The following is a 24,145-nucleotide window of genomic DNA, read 5'->3' on the forward strand; positions in this document are numbered from 1 at the left end:
CGAGACATGGGCATGCGTTTGAAGTTCGCAACTCCCTGGCTGGTGACACTGACCCTGTTGGTGCCGACCGCTGCTTCCCTGGCGCAACCCTTGCCGCCGCCAGGCGCGGTGGGTGGGGCGCCGCTGCCCTCTGCTGCGGCCGTGCGCGAGCGTCTGGGCCAGGAGTCCGAACGCATGGCACGGCTCGACCAGCTGCGCAAGAGCCTGCAGCCTTATGTGGCGAGGCACCGCACCGATCCGCAGTGGTTGGTGTCGCGCCTGCAGATGTACTGGCAGGGACGACACACGCAGGTCTTCGTCAAGAACTCGCTGTACGACCATGCCGAGGGGCAGGCGCCCGTGCCCACCGTGCGCTTCACCGGCGCCCGCGATACCGCCACGGCCTACCTGACGCCCAAGCTGGAGGACGTGAAGCCCTACATGGGCGAGAACGACAAGCTCTGGCTGCAGCGCCGCGAGGGGGCCGAGCCGGTCTGGGAGTGGGTGGATCAGTCCAAGTCGGGCCGCATCATCGAGTCCATCAACATGCGGATCGCCGAACTTGCGCGGGACGCTGCCTTTCTGTACTGGATCGAGGGCAACGAGGATGCCGGCCGGCTGGCCTTCGATGTGCTGGACACCTATCTCAACGGCATCTACTACCGCGAACTACCCGTTGACCTGCGCAAGGGTCACGATCAGAACATCGTGGGCCTGCAGGCCTATGAGGTCATCCAGGAGGGCATCATCGTGCCCCTCACGGAGGCCTACGCCTTGCTGGGCCGCTCCATCGACACGCGCGGCGAGGGCAAGCGCGCCCGCTTCGATGCGGCGCTGAAGAAATGGGCTGATGTGCAGCTGCTCAACGGCGTGCCCTGGAACAACTGGAACCTGATCAAGGCGCGATTCGTGCTGCAGATTGCTTCCACGCTGGGCGACAACGCGGCCTACGCGGACCGCCGTGGCCGCCAGCATTACGTCAAGGCCGTGATCGATGGCCATGGCCCGCGCCAGTGGGGCCTGCAGCGACTGCTGGATTTCGGCTACGACTCTCAGAGCGCCATGTGGAACGAGTCTGCCAGCTATTCGCTGAATGTGCTGGATGACTTCGCCGAGTGCCTGGACGTGCTGGACCGCGTGTTCGGCATCGACCTGCTGGCACGCATGCCGGTGCTGCTGAGGGCAGCTGAGGCGCTGCCGCAGTACATGCTGCCCAGCGGCCGCAAAGTGGGCTTCGGGGATTCTCGCTACGAGTTGTTCCACACCCACGGCGTGGAGCGCTTGCTGTCCCTGCTTGAGCGGCGCGGGCGCGCCGAGGACGTGCAGCGGCTCAGCCGGCTGCTGGCCGCCATGCAGGCGGCTGGCGCCAGGAGCGCCAAGGATGCGGCGCGGCCCGTCCACGCCATCCTGGCTGCGGCCGAGGTGCCGCGTGCCAAGCTCGACGTGCCGCCGCAGGCGTTCCAGACGCCCACCTACTACTCCGCCAACACGAGCTGGCTCATCCAGCGCAACGGCTATGCGGCGGGCGCCGATCCGCTGGTGGTTTCGCTGGTCGGGGCCAATGGCAACCATGCTCATGCCAACGGCCTGGCCATGGAGCTGTTTGCCAAAGGCATGAGCCTGGCGCCGGAGAGCGGGCGCGGTTCCGGCTACTTCCAGAGCGACTACGCCGACTACTACTCGCAGTTCCCGGCGCATAACACCGTCGTTGTGGACGGCATCTCGGCCTACCCGCCGATGAAGGTGGCGCAGCCCTTCACGCTGCTGGCGACCTACCCGAAACCCGGTACGCCGCTGGCGGCGGCCGCGCCCCACATCACGATGGGCGAGGTCGGCTTCATCGAGCCGGCCAGCCAGGCCGACCAGCGCCGCCTGCTGGCCACCGTGCGCGTGAGCGAGCGGCAGGCCTATGTGGTGGACGTGTTCCGTTCCCGGCGGCGCGCCGGTGCGGACAAATACCACGACTACCTCCTCCACGGCTTGGGTCAGCAGCTGCAGTTCATGCGCGCCGGCCAGCCCTTGCAGACGCAACGCAGCGACAAACTCTCGTTCTCGGATGGCGACCTGACGGGCTACGAGTATTGGTTCGACCGCCAGAGCCTCATGCAGGACGGCCCGCTGCAGGCCGGTTTCTACCTGGCCATGCCTGAGGGCAGGCTCAAGCTCCAGCTCTGGCTGCAGGGCGGGCGTGAGCGGGAGTTCTTTGCCGTCAAGGCGCCGCCGTCCACGGCCTGGCCGCGCGGCTTGCTGCCTGGCGGGCTGGACCAGCTGCCGTCGCCGACCCTGGTCATCCGCCAGACCGGTGCGGCCTGGGAGCGTCCGTTTGCGGTCGTCATGGAGGCCAGCCGCGAAGGCGAGACCGTGGCGGTCGAAGCGGTGAACGAACTGGCCGAGCTGCGCGGGCCGTCCGGGAGCGTGGGGCTGGACATCGTGCTGGCCGGTCAGCGCCGGCACCTGGTGCTGTCAAACGGCGAGCCTGCAGCCCCGCTGCAGGCTCAAGGGACGCGCCTGGAGGGCCGCATGGGTCTCGTCGGTACGCAGGCCGGGCAGCTGGAGCAGCTCTTCCTGTCGGATGGTCGCTCGCTGTCCGCCCAGGGCGCGAGGATCGAATGCGTGGAGAGCCGCTGCGCAGCCAGCCTGTGGCGCCAGGACGGGCGCTGGTTCTATGCGGCGGACGGCAAGGTTCGCCTGGTATTGCCGCGGGCGCTGGGCGGCTCGGCAGGGCCTGTCGTCCTGCCAGCTTCCGGTCCCAAGCACCTATTTGCCAAGGAGAGTTCATCGTGAGGCGCTTTCTCTTCGCCACGGCCTGCGCGCTGGCAGCGGGCTCTGCACTTGCGGGCGACCTGCCGGACATGGTTCGCATCCCGGCCGGCAGCTTTCAGATGGGCTCCCAGCCGGGCGAGCCCGGACGGGAAGGCGATGAGGCACCGCGCCGCGTCGTGACGCTGGCCAATCCCTTCTGGGTGTCCCGGCATGAGGTCACGCAGGCCCAATGGTCGGCATGCGCGCTTGACAAGGCCTGCGGGCCGGTCCGCGAGCCGCTGGGCGACGACTACCCGGTGACCGGCATCAGCTGGAAGGACGCGCAGGCCTACCTGACCTGGCTGTCGGGCAAGACGGGCAAGCGCTACCGTTTCCTGACCGAGTCGGAGTGGGAGTACGCGGCCCGGGCCGGCAGCCAGACGCCGTATCCCTCGGGCCAGGCCATCGTGCCGGCCGACGCCAATTATGCGGCGTCGGGCTTCGGCAAGCCGGTGCCCGTGGGCCGCTACGCGCCCAACCGCTTCGGCCTGCACGACATGGTCGGCAACGCGTGGGAGTGGGTGGCCGACTGTTACGAAGAAATGGGGTACAACGGTGCGCCCGTCGATGGCCGCGCGGTGGAGCGCGCGGACTGCCATATGCGCGTGTTGCGAGGCGGTGCCTTCGACACACGGCCAGAACAGCTGCGTGTTGCCTACCGCTACAAGGCGCAGTTCAGCGGGCAGGGTGTCGGCTTGCGCGTGGCCATGGATGATCAGCCGGCGCAGAAGGCCTTCATGCCCGGCGCCCTCTGGCCGGACGACAAGGGTGTGCACATCAATGCCCATGGCGGCGGCCTGCTCAAACACGATGGCGTGACCTACTGGTTCGGCGAGCACAAGGTCGCGGGCTCGGCCGGCAACCGGGCGCAGGTGGGCGTGCATGTGTACAGCTCGCGCAACCTAGTGGATTGGCGCGATGAGGGCATCGCGCTCGCGGTCAGCGACGATCCGCTCAGCGACATCGTCCGGGACTCGATCATCGAGCGGCCCAAGGTCATCCGAAATCCCAGGACGGGTCAGTTCGTCATGTGGTTTCACCTGGAGCTAAAGGGGCTGGGCTACAAGGCAGCGCGTGCGGCGGTGGCGGTGGCCGATAAGGTCACCGGCCCCTACCGCTACGTGGGGTCGTTCCGGCCCAATGCCGGTGCCTGGCCGGTCAACGTGCGTGACGAGGACAAGCGACCAGGCAGCGTGCTGGCGCGCGACTTCGAAACCGGGCAGATGGCGCGCGACAGTACGCTGTTCGTGGACACGGACGGGCAGGCCTATCACCTCTACGCATCCGAAGAAAACCACACGCTGCACATCTCGCGCCTCAGCGAGGACTTTCAGAAGCCGGCGGGTCAATACGCCCGCATGAAGGTCAACGGCGACGACGAGGCGCCGGCCATCTTCAAGCGCAAGGGGCGCTACTACTTGATCACCTCCGGACTGACGGGCTGGGCGCCCAACCCTGCCAAGTCCTATGTGGCCGACCACATCTTCGGGCCTTGGAAGGAACTGGGTAACCCCGTGCGGGGCACGCCCGAGCAGATGGCGACGACCTTCGGGGGGCAGTCGACCTTCGCGCTAACTTTGAATCGGAACGGATGCGAGCGGCAGATCCTGATGCTGGACATCTGGCGCCCCAAGGATGCCATCGATGGCCGCTACGCGTGGCTGCCCATCGAATGGGAGGAGGGCAAGCCGGTTGTGCGGTGGCGCGATCACTGGACGCTTGAAGACCTGGACCGGCTACCGTGCGAGCCTAGCTAGATCCGCTGCGCTGACTCCTGCCGCGCCGGTGTTGCGCTGGCGGCGGCGAGGTCGTCGCCAGAGTCCGCCTTTATTCCCATGACAAGCTTTTTCTGCAATACTGAGATCGATAACATTTATGCGCTGGGGCGAATATCGGCGCCTGTGCAGAGGATCTCATGGAGATGAACCGCGCGGAGACCGTCGGGTCCGCCGTTGCCGCTGGAGCTGAGCCATCCGTTGGGGCGACGTGGCGCCTGCAGTGGGAATACGGTACCGCAGAGGTGCAGGCGCTTGGCGCCATGCTGGGGCCGGTGACATTCAAGCTGGACTCTCAACGAACGCTGCAGGTGATGCAGCTCGCCGCTTGGGCTGACGATGATCGCGCCGCAGACTTGCCTGGCGTGCTGCGTCGTTTGCGCGGCGAGTGGCCCTGTCTGCCCTTCGGGCGCACCGATGCGCCTGGCGATCTGCCTTCAGGTTGGGAGCTGCAGGCCGCTGAGGACGATTGGCCGCATGGTTATGGCGCCAACCATGCATGGTCCTGCGAATATGCCGATGAAGGGCTGGTGGCGCTGTCGCTCGTCTACCCCTCGTCGTCGCCCATCGAGCGCGTCGAACGGCGCTTGAAGGTGGTGCCTGATGAGCCGGCGCTAGAGCTGTCCTTCTCGGTTCATGCGCGTCGTCCTGTCGTGCTGCCCGTGGGGCTGCACCCCACCTTTCGCCTGCCGCGGGCAGTCGGGCGCATGTGGGTAGAACTGGGTGCGCATGACGGTGTGTACACCTATCCCAACCGCGGCGCCGGCAGTGTCTCGCGGCTGTTACCCGACCAGCGTGCAGCCGGCCTGGAGGTCTTGCCAGGCATGGACGGGGATATGGACCTGAGCCGCCTGCCGCTGGCCCAGGATTGCGAAGAGCTGCTGCAGGTGCGTGGACTGCGCGCGGCCGGCGATGCTGCGGCGCTGCGACTGCACTATCTCGACGAGGACGCCAGCGTCGGCCTGTGGTGGGACACGGCCCAGTTGCCTGACCTCATGCTATGGGTCAGTAACCGCGGTCGGCGCGAGTACCCGTGGCAAGGGCAACACCTGGCCCTGGGAGCCGAGCCGGTCAACAGCGTATTCGACCTGGCGCGCGTGGCACGACCGCCGGCGGGCCATCCCTTGGCAGATCGGCAGGGGATTCAGCTCACCCCAGCGCAGCCCTGGACCACCCACTACCGCATGGCGGCCCGCAGCGCCTGCCCAACCATCGACGGCTGACGATTCGGCCCCATACGCACTCATCATGTCTCCCAACTTCCGCAGCCACGAGTTCCTGCTCTCGCACATTGAGGAAACGATGCGTTTCTATCACCCGAGGTGCATAGACCCCAGCGGCGGCTTCTTCCACTTCTTCCGTGACGAGGGCAGCGTCTACGACGCCACGACCCGCCACCTCGTCAGCAGCACGCGCTTCGTCTTCAACTACGCGATGGCCTACCGGCGCTTTGGTCGGCCGGAGTACCTGGCGGCCGCGCGCCACGGCATCAAGTTCCTGCGCGAGGTTCATCGCGACCCCGCCACAGGTGGCTACACCTGGCTCTTGCAGTGGAACGACAAGCGCCAGACCGTGCTCGATGGTGACAACCACTGCTACGGCCTGGCCTTCGTGCTGTTGGCCTATTCGCATGCCGTCGCCGCCGGCATTGACGAAGCGCGTGCCTACGTGGCCGAGACCTTCGAGCTGATGGAGCAGCGCTTCTGGGAGCCGACGCATGGACTCTACGCAGACCAGGCTTCTGCCGACTGGGCCACGCTGATGCCCTACCGCGGGCAGAACGCCAACATGCACTCCTGCGAAGCCCTGATCTCCGCCTACGAGGCGACGGGCGAGCTTCGCTATCTACACCGTGCCGAGACCGTGGCGCGCAACATCACCGTGCGCCAGGCCAGCCTGGCCGGCGGGCGCATTTGGGAACACTACCAGCCGGACTGGCAGATCGACTGGAACTACAACCTCGACGACAAGGCCAACCTGTTTCGGCCCTGGGGCTACCAGCCCGGTCACTTCACCGAATGGGCAAAGCTGCTGTTGATTCTGGATAGGCATGCAGAGAAGCTCGCTGAGCCCGCCGACTGGCTGCTGCGCCGCGCGATCTCGCTGTTCGACGATGCGCTGGCGCAGGCCTGGGACGCGTCCCATGGTGGCATCGCATACGGCTTCGATCCCGAGGGGCGCATCTGCGATGGTGACAAATACTTCTGGGTGCAGGCGGAGTCGCTGGCCGCCGCCGCCGTCCTTGCCGGTCACACCGGTGATCAAGGCTACTGGGACTGGTACGACCGCATCTGGGCCTACAGCTGGGAGCACCTGGTGGACCATGAGCACGGCGCCTGGTTCCGCATCCTGAGCCGCGACAACCGCAAGCTCAGCGACGAGAAGAGCCCGGCCGGCAAGACGGACTATCACACCATGGGCGCCTGTTACGAGGTGCTCAACGTGCTGGAGCGGGTGGCATGACGGCCTTCCCCGAGTTCGTGTCGGCCGGCGAGGCGCTGACGGACATGATCCGCACGACGGCCGACTTCTGGCAGAGCCGCATCGGCGGCGCGGGCTTCAACGTTGCGCGCGCGATGGCGCGCCTGGGCGTGCCGAGCGCGTTCGCGGGGGCAGTGTCCAACGATGTGCTCGGCCGCGCGCTGCTTGACGGCGCCGGCAAGGCCGGGCTGGACCTGCGCTTCATGCAGTGCGTGGACAAGTCGCCGCTGCTGGCCATGGTCCACAAGACGTCGCCGCCCGAATACTTCTTCGTCGGAGACGACAGCGCCGACCTGCATTTCTCGCTGTCCCGGCTGCCGAGTGGCTGGGCGCAGCAGGTCCGCTGCGTGCATTTCGGCGGCATTAGTCTGGCGCGCCAACCGCTAGCAGACCGGCTGGTCAGGCTGGCCACTGCGCTGAAGGCCGAGGGCGTGCACATCAGCTACGACCCGAACTTCCGCAATCTGATGGACGCTCGCTACGACGACACGCTGGCGGCGATGGCAGGCCTGGCCGATGTCATCAAGGTTTCCGACGAAGACCTCGAGGGGCTGTTCAGGACGCCAGTCACGCAGGACGCATTCGTGAAACTCCGACGTATGAACCCCGCAGCGCGCATCCTGCTCACCCGGGGTGCGGCCGGCGCTGAGTATCACGACGGTGACCGCGCTTGGCGTGCTGCCGCGCCGCGCGTCGCCCTCATGGACACGATAGGCGCCGGCGACGCCAGTATCAGCGCCTTGCTGCACGGCCTGATGGGCCAGCCAGACTCCGACGGCGCGGAGCTGTTGCGAATGGCCGTCGCCGCGGGGGCGGCCGCCTGCACGCTGCCCGGCGCCACGCCGCCGACGCTGGATCTGGTCCAGGCCATCGCGCCGACCGTCCAGGTTTCATCCCTCGTTTGAAGAGAACTTATATGCGCCATCTGCTTGTCCTTTTGAGCGTCTGGGTCTGCGGTCTTGCGCAGGCCGCCGTCACGCTCGACGAACGCCTGACCTCGCCCGACGGCCGCCTCGCCATCACGTTGCAGCAAAAGAGTGCCGCCGACGGCAAGCGTTCTCTGCACTACAGCGTGCGCTTCGAGGGCGAGACGGTGATCCGCGAGTCGCTGCTGGAACTGCAGCTCGACAACCACCTGTCCGAAAGCGCGATGGCTCTGCCCATCGACCGCCGCGGCCGCTGGTTCGAGAACCTCAAGGTCACCGGCACGCGCCGCACCTCGCATGACCAGACCTGGAAGCCCGTCACCGGCGAGCGCGCCGTCGTGCGCGACCGTTACCAGTCGCTGGTGGTTGACCTCGTGAAGGACGACAACCCGGCCTACAAGCTGGCGGTGGAGTTGCGCGCCTATGACGAGGGTGTGGCCATGCGCTTCGCCTTCGCCGAGAACCCCAACGGCTCCTACTACCGCATCGTCAGCGAGGACACCGAGTTTGCACTGCCCGAAGGCACTCGCGCTTGGTTCCATGGCTGGGCGCAGAGCCGCTTCAAGCTGCTGCCGCTGCGCGACTGGCCGGACCAGTCGGAGCGCCCGTTGACGCTGGAGCTGCCGAACGGCCTGCACGTGGCGCTGCTGGAAGCGCAGATGGTGGACTACTCGCGCACCAAGTTCAAACTCAGTACCACGAAGCCGGACACGCTGGTCACCGCCATGCACGACCCGGCCGACTTGATCTCGCCGTTCTCCACACCGTGGCGCGGGATCATGGTCGCCCGCACGCCCGGCAAGCTCCTCGAGAACAATGACTTCATCCTGAATCTCAACGAGCCGAACAAGATCGCCGATCCCTCGTGGGTCAAGCCTGGCAAGATCATCCGTGTGATGACGCAGACGACGGCCGATGCCAAGGCCAATATCGACTTCGCGGTCAAGCACAACTTGCAGTACATCCTGTTCGACTGGAAGTGGTACGGCCCCGCGTTCTCGTTCAGCTCCGACGCCACCAAGGTCGCGATTCCCGACTTCGATCTGCCCGGCATCATCGAATACGCCAGGGCCCGCGGCATCGGCGTCTGGCTGTATGTGAACCAGCAGGCCTTGCTGATGCAGTCGGACACGCTGTTCGAGACCTACCGCAAGTGGGGCGTCAAGGGTGTCAAGTTCGGTTTTGTGCAAGTGGGCTCGCACCGCTGGAGCACCTGGCTGCAGAAGGCCATCCAGCAGGCAGCGGCCGCCGGCATCATGGTCAACATCCATGACGACTGGCGCCAGACGGGCGAGCAGCGCACCTGGCCCAACATCGTGACGGCCGAAGGCATCCACGGTAACGAAGAGATGCCGGACGCTACGCACAACACGGTGCTGCCGTTCACCCGCTTTCTGTCGGGCGCGGCGGACTACACGGTCTGCTACTACAACCCGCGCATCAAGACCACGCACGCACACCAGCTCGCGCTGGCCGCCATCTACTACAGCCCGCTGCAGACGCTGTACTGGTACGACAAGCCCGAGATGTCCAAGGACGAACCGGAGCTGGAGTTCTGGGACCGCATCCCGACCGTGTGGGACGAGACGCGCGTGCTGGACGGCAAGCCGGGCGTGAGCGCAACGGTGGCCCGTCGAAGCGGTGAGCAATGGTTCATCGGTGCCATCACCAACAACGATGCCCGCAAGCTCAAGCTGTCGTTCGACTTCCTGCCCAAGGGCAAGCGCTACATCGCCAAGGTCTACGCCGACGACGCGACGGTGAATACCAAGACCAAGGTCGCGGTGCACAGCGTCGAGGTCAGCGCCGAGTCTGTCTGGACGCTGGACCTGCTCCCCTCCGGCGGCCAGGCCGTCTGGCTGCGCCCGGCACCGTAAAAAGTTGAAGTCATGACTCCCAAGCAATCGCACTTCCGCTTCCTGTGCACCTACGTGTACGTGTACTTCTTCGCGCAGGCGATGAGCATGTCGCTGCTCGCTCTGTGGCTGCGCTCGACGCTGCAGCTGTCGGGCACGGAGACCGGCATCGTCTTCGCCGCGAACTTCATCGCGGCGATGTGCTCGCAGCCGGTGTACGGCTATGTATCTGACAAGCTCGGCATGCGCAGGCACATCCTCTGGGCCGTGGGCCTGCTGTGCCTGACGTCGGGCCTGTTCCTGGTCTACGTCTACGGGCCGCTGCTCAAGACCCATGTCATCGCGGGCGCGGCGCTGGGCGGCATCTATCTGGGCATCACCTTCATCGCGGGCAGCTATGCGCTGGAGTCCTACGTTGACCGCATCGGCCGGGCCTATGGCTTCGAGTACAGCCGCGTGCGCCTGTGGGGATCGCTGGGCTTCGCATCGGCAGCGATGTTCTCGGGCCGCCTGTTCAACCTGGACCCGCACTACAACTTCATGCTCGCGTCGGCAGCGGGCCTGGTGCTGGTGATGCTGCTCGCGTTGTGGCGCCTGCCGGCGCACGAGGTCACGTCGGAAAAGCAGGACACGCTGCGCATCAGCGACGCCGTCGCGCTCCTGCGCGACAAGTCCTTCTGGAAGTTCATGGCGTTCGTGCTGACCGTGACGAACATCTACCTGGTCTACGACCAGCAGTTCCCCAGCTACTTCGCGTCGCAGTTCCCCGACAAGGCCGCCGGGGCCGCCATGTTCGGCTACCTCAACTCGGTGCAGATCTTTGTCGAGGCTGGCGGCCTGTTCCTGGCGCCGCTGCTGGTGCGCCGCATCGGCGCCAAATACGGCCTGCTGCTGGCGGGCACCATCATGCTCATCCGCATCTTCGGCTCGGGCGTGGCGGTCGGTCCTATCTCCATCTCGGCGATGAAGATGCTGCACTCGGTGGAGCTGCCGATCCTGATCGTGTCCGTGTTCCGGTACATCGCTTGCCACTTCGACAACCGGCTGGCCTCCACCGTCTACATGGTGGGCTGGAGCTTCGGCCACTCGCTCGGCCTGGCGGTGCTCTCGCCCATCGTCGGCAAGAGCTATGACCTCATCGGCTTCCCGAACACCTACCTGCTGCTGGCTGCCATCGGTGCCGGCTTCCTGGTGCTGTCCTTCTTCACGCTGTCGCCCACGCCTCCCGAGGTCGGCCCCAGGGCCCGACCGAAGGACGCCTCAGCCCCCGTCGGCGACGTCGCCAACGCTTCACGCTAGTCCGTCATGCCAGAACTTCTCCATCCGAGCCGGCCGGAACCCCTGCGGGTCGATCAACTGCCGACGTCGTGGCTCGCCCAGTCCGACACGCGCCGCTTCGAGCGCGCCATCGAGGCGGCCGTGGCTGCCGTTGACCGCAACCTGGCCCATTTCGGCGACCGCTTCCCGATGCCGTCCAGCAAGTTCGGCGTCTATGCTGCCATGGACAACACGGAATGGACCAACGGCTTCTGGACCGGCCAGCTGTGGCTGGCCTATGAGCTCAGCGGCGAGGCCAGGTTCCGCGTTGCTGCCGAGCGGCATATCCAGAGCTTTGACCAGCGCCAGCGCGAGCGCATCGCCACCAACCACCACGACCTGGGCTTCCTGTACAGCCTGTCATGCGTCGCCGGCTTCAAGCTCACCGGCAGCGAGGTCGCTCGCGACGCGGCACTGGGCGCGGCCCGGCTGCTGCTGGAGCGCTTCCATCCCCGCGCCGGGATCATCCAGGCCTGGGGTGACCTGAACGATCCGGCGCAGCAGGGCCGCATGATCATCGACTGCAACCTCAACCTGCCGCTGCTGTACTGGGCGTCGGAAACCACCGGCGACCTGAGCTTCCGCCAGGCCGCGGACCGGCACATCGAGCAGGCCGCGCGGCACATCGTGCGGCCCGATGGATCGACCTTCCACACCTTCTTCTTCGACGTGGCGACGGGCCAGCCGAAAGAGGGCAAGACGCACCAGGGCTTTGCGGACGATTCCTGCTGGGCGCGCGGCCAGGCCTGGGGCATCGCGGGCTTCCCGCTGGTGGCCCGCTACAACGACGACGTGCGCCTGCTTGAGTTGAGCCAGGTTCTCGCCAACTACTACCTCAACCGGCTGCCCGCCGACGGCATCTGCCACTGGGACCTGATCTTCACGGAGGGCGCCGAGGAGCGCGACAGCTCGGCCGCGGCGGTGGCCGCCTGCGGTCTGCTGGTACTGGCCAGCCGCCTGCCGCTGACGGACCCGCTGCGGGACCGCTACGAGCGTGCCGCGGTGGGCACGGTGTCCACGCTGCACGACTACTACTTCGCCCACCAGGCGCCGGCCGGCGCGGGGCTGCTGAGGCACGCGGTCTATCACAAGCCCCAGCGCATGGGCGTGGACGAGTCCTGCCTGTGGGGCGACTACTTCTATCTCGAATCCCTGGCCCGCCTGACGCGGATCTGGAAGTCCTACTGGTAAGCCTGCGGGAGCGCTTGAAGATGATCCGGTCGCTTTTGATTGCCGTGCTCGCTCTTGCCACCTTGGCGGGCCTGGCTCGTGCCCAGCCCTCGGCAACACCGGGCGCCCCTTGGGTCGCCGACCTTGGCAACGGGCGCTACCGCAACCCGGTGCTGCACACGGACTACTCCGACCCTGACGTCACGCGCGTCGGGAACCGCTTCTACATGACGGCGTCGAGCTTCACCAACGTGCCGGGCCTGCCGTTGCTGGAGTCGCCGGACCTCGTGAATTGGACGCTGGTGGGCCATGCGCTGAATGAACTCGTCCCGCGCGAGACCTTCAACAAGCCGCAGTACGCCAAGGGCGTGTGGGCGCCGTCCATCCGACACCATAACGGCAGGTTCTTCATCTTCTACGGCGACCCGGATTTCGGCATCTACGTCGTCGAAGCGAAGAACTTTCGTGGGCCCTGGAGTGCGCCGCGGCTGCTGCTCGCCGGCAAGGGCTTGATTGACCCCGCGCCGCTGTGGGATGACGACGGTAACGCCTACCTCGTTCACGCCTGGGCCTTCAGCCGGGCCGGCAAGAACAACCTCGTCACCTTGCGCCGCATGGACGCTGGCGCGACCCGCCTGCTGGACAGCGAAGGCGTGGACATCATCAACGGCAACGATGCGCCCGGCTATCACACGGTGGAGGGCCCCAAGCTCTACAAGGCCCACGGCTACTACTACGTGTTCGCGCCGGCCGGCGGCGTGGAGCAGGGCTGGCAGGCGGTGTTCCGGTCCAAGTCCATCACCGGACCCTACGAGGTGCGTAACGTGCTGGACCAGGGCGACACGCCGATCAACGGCCCGCACCAGGGCGCCTGGGTCACGGCGCCCGGCGGCAGCCACTGGTTCGTGCATTTTCAGGACAAGGGCGCCTACGGCCGCGTCGTGCACTTGCAGCCCATGCGCTGGAAGGCGGGCTGGCCGCTGATCGGTCAACCGGGGCGCCGCGCGGGTGTCGGCGAGCCCGTCATGACTCATCGCAAGCCGGTGCAAGGCCATGCGGCCGCATCGCCGGCCAGCAGCGACGACTTCAAATCGCCTACGCTCGGCCTGCAGTGGACCTGGAGCGCCAATCCGCAGCCGGGCTGGTTTGCACTGGACCCTGCGGCGGGCGAGCTGCGGCTCAACACCGTAGCATCGCGCGAGGCCAATGGCTTTGTGCGCGCCTCGCCGGCCATTCTGGCGCAACGGATGCCGGCGTCTCGCTTCCTCGTGACGACGCGCATCCGGCTCGACCGGGCCAACGAAGGCGACCGCGCCGGTCTGGTCGTCAATGCGCTGCAGTACAGCTGGCTGGGGCTGCGTCGCAAGGCCGGCGTCACTGAGCTGGTATGGACCTTCTGCGGCCCGTTCGGCCCGCGCTGCCAGGAGCAGTCCACCGTGCTGCTGTCGCCAGCGCCCGAGGAGCTGAGCCTGCGCCTGTTCATGAACGAAGGCGGTTTCACTAACTTCTCGTACAGCACCGATGGCAAGACCTTCGTGCGCGCCGGCAGTCCCTTCCCGGTCACACGGGGCGGCTGGGTGGGCGCGCAGGTCGGCCTGTTTGCTGTGGGGGAGGTCGGCGGTTCATCGCTGACGGTGAAGGGCTTCGAGCTGACCGCCCCCGGCGTCGGCCCGTACTGACCAGCGCCGGCCGCCCCACGTCGCGTCATGAAGCGTCGCCATTTCCTGCCGCTGTGCGCCGCGGCGTCCCCTTTCTCTTTCCCTTTCGCGCTGGTCTCGACGGTGAAGACAGCAGATTTCAGCGAGCTGGACGCCCGGCTGCAGCAGCGCGTGGCCAGCGGCTGGTTTGACGGCATGGGACTCGTCATCGGCCGGGGCGAGCAGTTGCTGCACAGCGCCCACATCGGCCGTGCCGGCCCGCACCAGGTGCTGCATGTGGCCTCCACCGGTAAGTGGGTGGCTGCAGCCGTGATCGCTAGCCTGGTGGATGACGGGCTGCTGGGCTGGGACGACCCGGTGGGCAAGTTCCTGCCGCAGTTCAGCGGCACGATGGGCCAGGCCAGCGTGCGGCAGTTGCTGTCGCACACGGCCGGCTATCCGGACTACCAACCCGCCGATCGGCGCCGCGACGACTACCCGACGCTTGCAGAATCGGTGGCCCACATCGTGGGACTGCCGCCTGTCGACGAGCCCGGTGCCCGTTTCCATTACGGCGGCCTGGCCATGCAAGTGGCCGGGCGCATGGCGGAGCTCGCGGGCGGGGCCGACTTTCACAGTCTGTTCCTCAGCCGGCTGGCCCGGCCTCTGGGCATGACGCTAAGCGGCTTCTCGCCGGTGTCCACCGAGCCGGGCTTCAACCCCATACTGGGCGGCAGCTTCTTCACCTGCACGCAGGACTACGCGCGCTTCCTGATGATGATGGCCGGACGGGGACGCTTTGGCGGGCGGCGCGTGCTGTCCGAGGCTGCCGTCGATGCGCTGCTGGCTGACCAGGTGCGGGGCGCCGAGGTGAAAGCTGGCGAGTACGTGGAACTGGCCAGGCAGGCTCGGCATCGCGACGTCTACGGACTGGGACTGTGGCGCGAGGAACTGGACAAGCGAGGCAAGGCGACCCTGTTCTCCTCGCCGGGCTGGGCCGGCGCCTACGCCTGGCTCGACACGCGTGCCGATCTCTGGGGTGTGGTGATCGCCAAGGCGAATGTCGACAAGGCGCGGGCCGATGGCTACAGCACCTTCCTTGGCTCCAGCATCTATGCGCCGATGGCGCGCGAAGCCATGAGCGACGCGGTTTCCACCACGCGGCGATCTTCGGTGCGGTTGGCTTCCGGCGCCGGCCTGTTCGTTGAAGAAAGCGGCGAGGGCGAGCCTCTCGTGCTGCTGCATGGGCACAGCTTCGACCGCAGGCAATGGGCACCGCAGGTGAAGGCGCTGTCTGCGCGCTACCGGGTGATCCGCTATGACTTGCGCGGCTATGGCCGCTCCAGCGAACCCGTGGAGGGCCAGCATTTCACGCATGCCGACGACCTGCTGGCGCTGCTGGATCACCTCGGCATCGCGCGTGCGCACTTGATGGGCCTGTCGCTCGGCGGCTTTGTCGTGACCGACTTCCTGGCGCTGCACCCGGGCCGCGTGTGCAGCGCCATCATGGCCGGCGGCGACCTGTTCGACGTGCCCGGCCCGGAGAGCCCCTGGACGCCGCTGACCCTGGCGGCCCGGCGCCGCGCCATCGCCGACGTGCGCGCTGAGGGCGTCCATGCCGTCAAGCGCCGCTGGCTGGAGCAACTGGTCGGCGGCAGTGGGTCCAGCAAGGAGAGCCTGCGCCAGCCGCTGTGGGCCATGATCGATGAGTGGACGGGGTGGCAGCTCACCCATGTCGAGCCGCGGCTGCTGTTGGGCCGCTCCGCGGTCGGAGCGCTGGAGACGAGCCGCCCGACCGCGCCGGTGCTGCTGATCCGTGGCGACCGGGAGTCCGTCGGCCTGGACATCCAGCGGCTGTTGCCGCAGGCGCGCCTGCACACCATCCCCGACTGCGGCCATGTCAGCAACCTCGAGCAGCCGCATATCTTCAACCGCGTGGTGACAGAGTTTCTGGACAGTGTGGGTTGATGGAGAAATATCGATAACATCGCGATCCCAGCCGGTCATCCTGACCGCGCGCCTGCCACGGACAGCCATAGACATGCCTCGGCGTAAAAGCGAAGCGAACCCAGCCGGGTCCAACCCTCTGCCGGTCGATGCGCCTGCCCGCCGGACCGGCGCAACCATCCACGACGTCGCCCGGCACCTGGGCGTGTCGTCCATGACGGTCTCGCGCGTGGTGAATGACCTGGAGGGCGTGAGGCCGCAGATGCGCGAGCGGGTGCTGGCCGCAATCAAGGAACTGGGCTACGTGCCCAACATGGCGGCGCGGGCCGCCCGCGCGGGTGTCAGCCGCATCGGCGTGCTGTTCAGCAATCCGCGTTCATCTAATCTGGGTGAGTTCCTGATGGGTGCATTCACGGCCGGTGGCAAGCTTGGTTGCCAACTCGTCGTGGAGCCGACGGCGGCGCATGCCGACCCGCTGGACGCCGTGCGGACTGTCATCGCAGCCGGGGTTGATGCGGTCATCCTGCCGCCGCCGCTGTGCGACTCCATGCAGGCGCTGGAACTGCTGTGGCGAGCACAGGTGCAGGGCTTGAGCTTTGCGACCGCCGAGCCTCGCTCGCATTCGTCGGCCGTGTTCATCGATGACTTCGAGGGGGCGCGCTGCATGACGCGCCACCTCATCGACCTGGGGCACCGCGACATCGCCTTCGTGCTGGGCGACCCGTCCCATTCGCCGAGCCGTCGACGCGAGGAGGGCTTCCGCGCCGCCATGGCAGAGGCTGGGCTGGTGGTGCCCGCCGAGCGCCTGGTGCAGGGCATGTTCACCTACCGTTCGGGCATGGAGGTCGGCAACGCGCTGCTGGCCGGCGACTCGGCCGCGCGGCCCACGGCCATCTTCGCGAGCAATGACGACATGGCTGCCGGCATCGTCGCCTTGGCCCTGGGCTTGGGGCTCAAGATCCCGGCCGAGCTCAGCGTGGCGGGCTTCGACGACACGCCCATCGCCGAATCCATCTGGCCTGCCTTGACGACCATCCACCAGCCCATTGCGGAGATGGCGGCTTCTGCGGTGACTCTGGCGCACGAACTGGTCAAACGTGGGCGCAACGGCGGCGCTCCAGAGGTCACCCACCATCGGTGCAAATTCAGCCTCGTTGTGCGGGGGTCCACTGGCGCGGCGGCTGGCAGCGCCACCAACCGGCCAAGACGAAGTCCCCGAGCCACGGTGCCCTGAGGCCTGCTGCAGCCTGCAGCGCGTGGCGGCAGCATGCCTCGTGCCTCGTGCCTCGTGCCTCGTGCTCCGTGCTCCGTGCTCCGTGCTCCGTGCTCCGTGCTCCGTGCCTCCCCCGAGCCACGAGGTCTTCCACAAAAAAGGCGCCTCCTCGGCAACGAGGCGGCGCCTTTTCACACCGGCGTAGCGGGCCCGGCAGCAAGGGCTGCCGGTCTGCCGGTGCGATCAGAAGTCGTGCTTGACGGTCAGCCAGAGCGAGCGCGATGCGTTGGTCTTCAGCCAGACAGCGGAGTTGGGCAGCTGGCTGTAGATGTCGCTCTTGGTCACGCCGGTCACCGTGGTCAAGAAGGTGTCATAGCCCGAGATGTAGGTTGTGTTGGTCAGGTTGCGCACATCCAGCGAGATGCGGGTGTCCTTGATGCCCATGTACTGCACGGCGAGATCGAAGTTGTTTTGCTTGGGCAGATAGCGCACATCCAACGGGTCGGCATTGACCTTGCGTTTGTCCATCCAGCGGTGCCGCAGGTTGAACCAGAAGTTGTCCAGCTTCCAAGTGGCGGTGTTGCTGCTGGTCAAGCGGGCCAGGTTGCGCATGATCCCCGAGTTGTGCACGACCACGTCATCATCAGGACCGGGCGAGCCGAAGTTCACGCTGGGCTCGTCCAGCGTCTTGCCTCGGGCATAGGTGAACGACGACATCCAGCTGAACGTCGGCGTCACCTGCAGCTTGCCCCAGACCTCGAGACCTTGGGTGCGATGCCTGCCCAGCAGTTCGGGGGTCAGGTACTCGGTACCGTCGGTGTTGAGCCCGCGGGACACGAAGGGGAACTGGGCCTGTGTGCGGAAGTAAGTGGCCTGGCCGCTGAGCTTGCCGACGTTGAAGAGATAGGCCATCTCCTGCTGTTTCAGCTGCGCTTGCGGGATCAGCGGAAAGGTCAGGGATGCCTGCGATGTGTACCGACTGACCGTGCCGTTGATGTTGTTCTGTGTTTCAGACAGGCGAACGTACACCTTGTGACCCTTGGCGAGTGTGTAGCCCGCCGACGTGCTGTAGTTGTGGAGGTTCACGCTCCGATGAGCCCTGATGCCTGAGCCGGCCACGGGCTGCACGAAGTGCGAGTTGTCGTACCAGGTCAGCGGATTGCCGTCCAGGCCGCCATAGGTCAGCGAACCTGCGCCCGTGACGGCGGTGTTCTGCGTGGCGGTCTCGGCGTAGGTGTCGATGCTGGTGCGGTTGAGCTTGACGCTGGCGGTCAGGTCCCAGCGTTCGGTGGGGGACCAGCCGACGGCGAGGAAGGGGTTGAGCTCACGGTGGGTGGACCGATAGCTGAAGTTGCCGTAGTTGGCGCCCAGCCGGCCCCATCCGCCTTCGTCCGTCAGCTGGTAGGTGCCGCTGCTGGTGACGAAGCGCGCCCCCAGGTTGCTGGTGCCGCCATCGGCCATGGCCGAGATGCCGTAGCCTGCGCCCCAGCTGTCGAAGCGCTGGCTGGCTCGGACCGCGAACAGGCCGGCGTTCACATTGAAGTTGTCACCGGTGTAGGAACCACCGATGTTGATCATGTAGTCCTTGGAGCCGCGCTCGGTCAGCTCCGCCTTGGTGAGGGAGACGACGTCGGTGTTGTAGTTCGCGTTGCCCGCGGGGATCTGAATGCCGTTGACCAGGCCGCCGCCGAGGTCGAAGTTGCGCATGGGCAGGTCGGTGTAGGTGACGCACTGCGTGGGGTTGGTGGCCGAGCCCGCAGCGCAGGCCGCGCCGGTGCGGTAGTTGATGGCGCCCTGGCTCGAGCCGACGTTGTTGTAGACCTTGGCGCGGACCTGGCCGGTTCCGCGGTCGTAGAGCTCGTAATAGCCAGCCTTGCGGTTCAGGTTGAAGGCCGCATTGGCGCTGGTGGTCGGGTACATGTTGTACTGATTGCCGAAGGTGCTGCTCGACCACAGGGTCGCGAGCCCGTTCCATTGGTACTGGTCGGCATCCGAGCTCGTGTTCTGCACCCGCACCGCACCGTTGACCTTCCAGCGCTTGTTGACCGCGTGGTCCCATTTCAGCCAGATGGCGTCCTGCTTGTAGAGGTAGCCCTTTTCCGGGTCGTGGTACTTGTACTGCCCGGTGTCGTTCTTGGGCACCGAATGCTGGCCGCCGTGCATGAACAGGTCCGCATTGCGGCCGAAGCTGGGCACGATCTTGGGGTCAATAACCCCGTAGGCGGGGATGTAGTTGTGGCTCAGCGCCGCGTTCTCGTCGTCGAGGTGCTTGAAGGTCACCGACACCTCGCCGTCCCCCCACGGGCTCTCGTAGTTCTTGAACAAGGTGACCTTGACCTGGCCGCCATAGTTCAGGTTGTAGCCCGGGTTGGCAGCTGCATTGCTGGTTCGGTAGAAGCCGGTGACACGGGCGCCCATGTCGCCGTCGGCGCTCACCCAGCCGTAGTAGCCGTCGACTTGCTTCCAGGACAGGTGGAGGTCGTCACCCTCCAGGCCGATGCGGGTCTGGATGGAGGCTCCCGGCCGCACGCGGCCGGACAGGAAGTTGAAGACGCCGCCGACCGAGGAGGCGACCGTCGTTCCGGTGGATCCGCCGCGCACAGCCTCCACCTTGCTGGTGGAGATGTCGGCGCGGTAGAAGTTGCCATCCTGGAAGCCGCCGAACTTGACGGGCAGGACGGGCATGCCGTCTTCGAGGATGCTGCTCCAGAAGTAGCCGGCGGTCGGCCCGCCGGAACCAACGGCCATGCCGCGGGTGTAGACCTCGTTGCGCGCGACGCCGTCGTTGGATTCGACATTGACGCCGGGCATGTCGCGCAGCATGTCGGTTGCGCTGATCGGCGTGAATCGATCGATGTCTTCCTTGTCCAGTACGGAGTAGGAGACGTTGGCCTTGCTGGCCTTGGTTGCGGCCGTGACGCCGGTGACGATGATCCGTTCCAGCTCGTTGGCGGGTTCGCTCGCATCTGCGCCTGTGGAAGCAGTGGCCGGCTTGACCGCCGCAGCGGCCGGCGCGCTGGCACCCGCCGCCGGGGGGCTGGCGCTTGCGGCAGGCCTGGCCTGCGCATGGGCATCGTTGCCATTTGCGCAACTGGCGCCCAGAAGCAGCCAGGCGACCGCGTGGGCGATCGGGGTGAGGGGCCCTCGAACGGGTGAGGAGGAGGTTGTCATCGTGTTGTCTCCAATGTGTTGGCTGAGCCAATGTTTGCCAGTTGGGCCTTGCGTCCCGCGCGGCGCCGATGTCGACGCATGCTGCGACCGAGGTCGCCTCAGCGTGTTCATTCGTTGTTGTGATCGATATCATCTTTACAAAGAGCACGAGTGGGTACTGGTAGTAGCCCCAACTTCGTTACCCCTGGGGGCGCTGTCACGCGTGCCCTGAGGTGAGGTGTGCATTGGCACTGCCCTTCTATCGGCGTCGCGCTCTATATGGCAGGGCTTTGCTTAAGGCTGCAGGCTTGGATCGGGTGTTCACGCGGCATCGCGGAGGCCCGCTGTTCCGTCCGGTGCATCGACCCGCCTTTAGCTGGCCTGCAACGAATGCCGCGGGTGCTTTGTGGAAAATGGTGGTTATCGATATCAGTTGTGCGAAGATTGGGTCCACAGAAAGTGACGGCGCCGGTCATCCGCGCCATGGGCGCCTTCCGAGAGCGCCTCACATCCAACGACAGGAGACATGATGGACGGCAAGGTTGCGGGTCTTGCGCCGACGGGGCCGGTAGCGCCTGGCAGGCCCTCGGTGGCGACGAGGTGGTTCGGGGTGTTGGCGCGCGGTGTGCTGTGGTTTTGTTTCGCCGGTTCGGCCGCCTCGCAGGCGCAGGCTCCTCAGGTAGCCACGCTGCCGTTCGACGCCGTGCAGGTCGACCCACGGCGCCCGGACTGGGAGAACCCGGCCGTCAACGAGCGGGGGCGCCTGCCTGCATCGGCAACCATGTTTCCCTATGAGTCGCGCGACCTGGCCCTGCGAGCGCGTCTGCAGGACTCATCGCGTCACCTCACCCTCGACGGGCTGTGGCGCTTTCACTTCAGCCCCAATGTCGCCGGGCGTGCCAAGGGCTTCGAGCAGCCCGATTTCGATGCGTCAACCTGGGCCGAGATCCCGGTGCCGTCCATGTGGCAGGCGCAGGGCTATGACCAGGCGCGCTACAACAACGCCACCTATCCATTCCCCGCCAAGCGGCCCCTGATCCCGCATGACCGCAACACGGTCGGGTCCTACCGCAGGGATGTGACGCTGCCCCCCGACTGGCAGGGGCAGCGCGTCATCCTGCACATCGGCGCGGCGGGTGCTGCCTACGAGGTCTGGGTTAACGGCAAGGCCGTGGGTTACGCCGAGGACAGCAAGCTGCCCAGCGAGTTCGATGTGACGCCGCATGTGCGCCCGGGGCGCAACACGGTGGCCATCCAGGTCTACCGCTGGTCCGATGGCTCCTACCTGGAGGATCAGGACTTCTGGCGTGTCAGCGGCATCGAGCGCAGCGTCCGGCTCTATGCGGCGCCCATGGTGCGCCTGGAGGACTTGTTCATCCGTGCCGGCCTGGGTGCCAGCTACCGGGATGGCCGTCTGGCGGCCGACCTGAAGCTGGGCGCTGGCACGCAGCCCTTGCGCGTGCGGCTGAGCCTGCTGGATGGCGGGCGTGGCGTGCTGGTGCGCGAGGCCACGGTGCCGCCCTCGGCCGAAACGCGCCGGGTGAGCCTGCAGGCCGACGTGCCCGGCGTGTCGCCGTGGTCGGCAGAAGCGCCCAGGCTCTACACCGCACTGGTCGAGGTCTTCGATGCCGACGGCAAGCTGCTGCAGGCCACGCCGCAGCGCGTGGGCTTTCGCAGCGTTGAGATGCGCGATGGCCAGGTCATGGTCAACGGCAAGCCCATCATGATCCGTGGCGTCAACCGGCATGAGCACGATCCGCGGACCTTCCATGTCATCTCCGAGGCCAGCATGCGGCGCGACATCGAGCTGATGAAGCGCAGCAACATCAACGCCGTCCGGACCTCGCACTATCCGAACGACCCGCTCTGGTACGCGCTGGCCGATGAGTACGGCCTGTACGTGATGGACGAGGCCAACATCGAAAGCCACGCCTACATGGGCATGGCAAGCCGCCAGCCCGCGCTGCGCGAGCAATTGCTGATGGGCCACGACCCGGCCTGGGAGCAGGCCCACATCGACCGCGTGATGAACATGGTCGAGCGCGACAAGAACCACCCGTCCATCATCTTCTGGTCGCTCGGCAACGAGACCGACATCGGCCCGACCTTCGAGAAGGCCGCGGCCAAGGTGCGTCAGCGCGATCCGTCCCGGCTGCTGTCCTTCCTGGGCTGGGGCACGCTGCTGAACGACCACCGGCCCAACGCCTATGTCGACGTCTACGGGCCGATGTACGATCCCATCTACAAGATGGTGGACTGGGCCAAGGACCCCAGCCGCAAGCAGCCCATGATCCAGACCGAGTACGCCCACATGCAGGGCAATTCGGGCGGCAACCTCAAGGACTACTGGGACACCATCTACCGCTATCCCGAGAAGCTGCAGGGCGGCTTCATCTGGGACTGGGTGGACCAGTCCATGTTCCGCTTCAACAAGGACGGCCGGCCCTACTGGGGCGATGGTGGCGAGTACGGCCCCAACCCGGGGGGCGACATCGAGTTCGGCGACGGCCTGATCCAGCCCGACCGCACCGCCAACCCGCACCTGCACGAGGCGCGCAAGGTGCTCTCGCCCATCCAGTTCGACGGTTTCGATGCGCGCAAGTTGCAGGTCACTGTGCGCAACCGCCACGACCATGTGGACCTCTCGGGCTATCGCTTCGAGTGGCTGCTGCATGCCGACGGCGTGCGGGTGGCTGGTGGAAGCCTGCCCGACCTGAAGACGCCGGCCCGCGGCAGCCAGGCCATCGCGCTGCCGCTGCGCGGTGTGGCGCTGAAGCGTGGCGTGGAGTACTTGGTCACGGTCAGGGCGCTGGCTCGGGCCGACGCGATTCCGCTGGTGCCCGAAGGCCATGTGGTGGGCTGGGAGCAGTTTTCGCTGCAGCAGGCGCAGGCAGCTGCGGCGCCTGCGCCCAAGGGCGTCGTGGAGGTGCAGCAGGAGGCGGACCGGGTGCTGCTGCGGGCCGCCGGCGCGGAGCTGGTGGTGGACCGGCGCACTGGCCTTGTGCAGGCCTACCGGCGCGGTGGCGACAGCTTGCTGGCCGGTGGCGCGCCCAACTTCCGCCGCGCTGACACGGACAATGACATCGGCACGGGACTGAAAGCCCAGCAGTCTTGGTGGGCCGGCATGTCGGAGTCCCGTCAGTTGCGTGAGCTGCGCGTCGAGCGCCAGTCCTCCTCGGCCGTTGTCCGCGTGGCGCATGCGCTGGGTGGCGGTGCCGCCCACCACGTCACGACCTGGACCATGCGTGCCGATGGATCGGTGGACGTGCAGGCCGAGCTGACTCCGCTCAGCCGCGAGATGCCGCCGCCGGTCCGCGTGGGCCTGGCGTTCTCGATGCCCACCACGCTGTCCACCGTGCAGTGGTACGGCCGCGGGCCGCACGAGAGCTATGTCGACCGCAAGGAGTCGGCGGCCATCGGTCTGTGGCGCGGCCCGCTGGCGCTGCAATACCACGACTACATCCGGCCGCAGGAGACCGGCAACAAGGTCGACGTGCGCTGGATGGAACTGAGCGCCCTCGCCGATGACACGCCGCGCCAGGGCCTGCGCATCGAGCGCCTGGACGCCGCGCTGATGATGAATGCCCAGGCCTTCCCGTACGAGGACCTGCTGCGGCAACCGCCGGGCACCCGCAAGTCCGGTGACATCGTGCTGCGCGGCACGGGCAGCCTGCTCGTGGATTCGGCCCAGTGGGGTGTCGGCGGCAATACCGCCTGGGACTCGAACGGACAGGCCTTGGCGCCCTACCGCACGAAGCTGGAGGTCGTTCGCACCCGATTCCGGCTGAGCATCTTCAGCGGGCCGGGCCACTCGGCTGACCAGGCCTTGCCCGCCACGGCGAGCGGAACCGATCCCTGAACTGCTCCATGTCCTCCGTCTTGTTGGCCGGCG

General features: G+C 66.7%; 13 protein-coding genes. 12 read left to right on the plus strand and 1 reads right to left on the minus strand.

Annotated elements, in window-relative coordinates; genetic code table 11:
- Positions 1 to 12 precede the first annotated feature (12 nt).
- The 11 genes from QM732_RS02990 to QM732_RS03040 all read left to right on the plus strand — a co-directional run bounded on the left by QM732_RS02990 (position 13) and on the right by QM732_RS03040 (position 17,124).
- Positions 13 to 2,763, plus strand: coding sequence for a heparinase II/III family protein (locus tag QM732_RS02990; RefSeq protein ID WP_415654721.1), 2,751 nt, complete (start codon positions 13 to 15; stop codon positions 2,761 to 2,763).
- Complete coding sequence (locus QM732_RS02995; protein ID WP_415654722.1) at positions 2,760 to 4,538, plus strand: SUMF1/EgtB/PvdO family nonheme iron enzyme; 1,779 nt, start codon at positions 2,760 to 2,762, stop codon at positions 4,536 to 4,538. The genes QM732_RS02990 and QM732_RS02995 overlap by 4 nt, the downstream gene beginning before the upstream one ends.
- A 158-nt stretch (positions 4,539 to 4,696) precedes the next feature.
- Entirely contained in the window at positions 4,697 to 5,779 is a 1,083-nt protein-coding gene (locus tag QM732_RS03000; RefSeq protein ID WP_415654723.1) for a hypothetical protein, read from the plus strand.
- Between the two features lie 25 nt (positions 5,780 to 5,804).
- Complete coding sequence (locus QM732_RS03005; RefSeq protein WP_415654724.1) at positions 5,805 to 7,019, plus strand: AGE family epimerase/isomerase; 1,215 nt, start codon at positions 5,805 to 5,807, stop codon at positions 7,017 to 7,019.
- The gene (locus QM732_RS03010; protein ID WP_415654725.1) at positions 7,016 to 7,942 is read left to right on the plus strand and encodes a carbohydrate kinase family protein; all 927 of its coding nucleotides are present in this window, start codon (positions 7,016 to 7,018) and stop codon (positions 7,940 to 7,942) included. The genes QM732_RS03005 and QM732_RS03010 overlap by 4 nt, the downstream gene beginning before the upstream one ends.
- An 11-nt stretch (positions 7,943 to 7,953) precedes the next feature.
- Positions 7,954 to 9,840 carry a glycoside hydrolase family 97 N-terminal domain-containing protein gene (locus QM732_RS03015; protein WP_415654726.1) on the plus strand — a complete coding sequence of 629 codons (1,887 nt, stop codon included), beginning with the start codon at positions 7,954 to 7,956 and terminating at the stop codon, positions 9,838 to 9,840.
- Positions 9,841 to 9,852: 12 nt separating this feature from the next.
- On the plus strand, positions 9,853 to 11,118 hold the full coding sequence (locus QM732_RS03020) for an oligosaccharide MFS transporter (RefSeq protein ID WP_415654727.1): 1,266 nt from the start codon (positions 9,853 to 9,855) through the stop codon (positions 11,116 to 11,118).
- A 6-nt stretch (positions 11,119 to 11,124) separates the two neighbouring features.
- On the plus strand, positions 11,125 to 12,327 hold the full coding sequence (locus QM732_RS03025; RefSeq protein ID WP_415654728.1) for a glycoside hydrolase family 88 protein: 1,203 nt from the start codon (positions 11,125 to 11,127) through the stop codon (positions 12,325 to 12,327).
- A 20-nt stretch (positions 12,328 to 12,347) separates the two neighbouring features.
- Positions 12,348 to 13,985, plus strand: coding sequence for a glycoside hydrolase 43 family protein (locus tag QM732_RS03030; RefSeq protein WP_415654729.1), 1,638 nt, complete (start codon positions 12,348 to 12,350; stop codon positions 13,983 to 13,985).
- 27 nt (positions 13,986 to 14,012) lie between these two features.
- Positions 14,013 to 15,911, plus strand: coding sequence for an alpha/beta fold hydrolase (locus QM732_RS03035; RefSeq protein WP_415654730.1), 1,899 nt, complete (start codon positions 14,013 to 14,015; stop codon positions 15,909 to 15,911).
- Positions 15,912 to 15,984: 73 nt separating this feature from the next.
- Positions 15,985 to 17,124: a LacI family DNA-binding transcriptional regulator gene (locus tag QM732_RS03040; protein WP_415654731.1), complete on the plus strand. Its 1,140-nt coding sequence runs from the start codon at positions 15,985 to 15,987 to the stop codon at positions 17,122 to 17,124.
- Between the two features lie 222 nt (positions 17,125 to 17,346).
- Here the strand turns inward: QM732_RS03040 and QM732_RS03045 are convergent, their stop codons facing one another.
- Positions 17,347 to 20,274, minus strand: a complete 2,928-nt coding sequence (locus tag QM732_RS03045; RefSeq protein ID WP_415654732.1) for a TonB-dependent receptor plug domain-containing protein — start codon at positions 20,272 to 20,274, stop codon at positions 17,347 to 17,349.
- A gap of 508 nt (positions 20,275 to 20,782) precedes the next feature.
- On the opposite strand from QM732_RS03045, the gene QM732_RS03050 reads away from it, so the two are divergent.
- Positions 20,783 to 24,112, plus strand: a complete 3,330-nt coding sequence (locus QM732_RS03050) for a glycoside hydrolase family 2 TIM barrel-domain containing protein (protein ID WP_415654733.1) — start codon at positions 20,783 to 20,785, stop codon at positions 24,110 to 24,112.
- The last annotated feature ends 33 nt before the right edge of the window (positions 24,113 to 24,145 follow it).

This window comes from Roseateles sp. (genome assembly GCF_047654805.1).
Classification (GTDB): Bacteria; Pseudomonadota; Gammaproteobacteria; order Burkholderiales; family Burkholderiaceae_C; genus Pelomonas.

What these genes read in the sequence shown, in the direction of transcription:
- QM732_RS02990 (WP_415654721.1), top strand. Translation starts at nt 13, where the DNA reads ATGCGTTTGAAGTTCGCAACTCCCTGGCTGGTGACACTGACCCTGTTG.
- QM732_RS03000 (WP_415654723.1), top strand. Translation starts at nt 4,697, where the DNA reads ATGGAGATGAACCGCGCGGAGACCGTCGGGTCCGCCGTTGCCGCTGGA.
- QM732_RS03005 (WP_415654724.1), top strand. Translation starts at nt 5,805, where the DNA reads ATGTCTCCCAACTTCCGCAGCCACGAGTTCCTGCTCTCGCACATTGAG.
- QM732_RS03010 (WP_415654725.1), top strand. Translation starts at nt 7,016, where the DNA reads ATGACGGCCTTCCCCGAGTTCGTGTCGGCCGGCGAGGCGCTGACGGAC.
- QM732_RS03015 (WP_415654726.1), top strand. Translation starts at nt 7,954, where the DNA reads ATGCGCCATCTGCTTGTCCTTTTGAGCGTCTGGGTCTGCGGTCTTGCG.
- QM732_RS03020 (WP_415654727.1), top strand. Translation starts at nt 9,853, where the DNA reads ATGACTCCCAAGCAATCGCACTTCCGCTTCCTGTGCACCTACGTGTAC.
- QM732_RS03025 (WP_415654728.1), top strand. Translation starts at nt 11,125, where the DNA reads ATGCCAGAACTTCTCCATCCGAGCCGGCCGGAACCCCTGCGGGTCGAT.
- QM732_RS03030 (WP_415654729.1), top strand. Translation starts at nt 12,348, where the DNA reads ATGATCCGGTCGCTTTTGATTGCCGTGCTCGCTCTTGCCACCTTGGCG.
- QM732_RS03035 (WP_415654730.1), top strand. Translation starts at nt 14,013, where the DNA reads ATGAAGCGTCGCCATTTCCTGCCGCTGTGCGCCGCGGCGTCCCCTTTC.
- QM732_RS03040 (WP_415654731.1), top strand. Translation starts at nt 15,985, where the DNA reads ATGCCTCGGCGTAAAAGCGAAGCGAACCCAGCCGGGTCCAACCCTCTG.
- QM732_RS03045 (WP_415654732.1), bottom strand. Translation starts at nt 20,274, where the DNA reads ATGACAACCTCCTCCTCACCCGTTCGAGGGCCCCTCACCCCGATCGCC.
- QM732_RS03050 (WP_415654733.1), top strand. Translation starts at nt 20,783, where the DNA reads ATGGACGGCAAGGTTGCGGGTCTTGCGCCGACGGGGCCGGTAGCGCCT.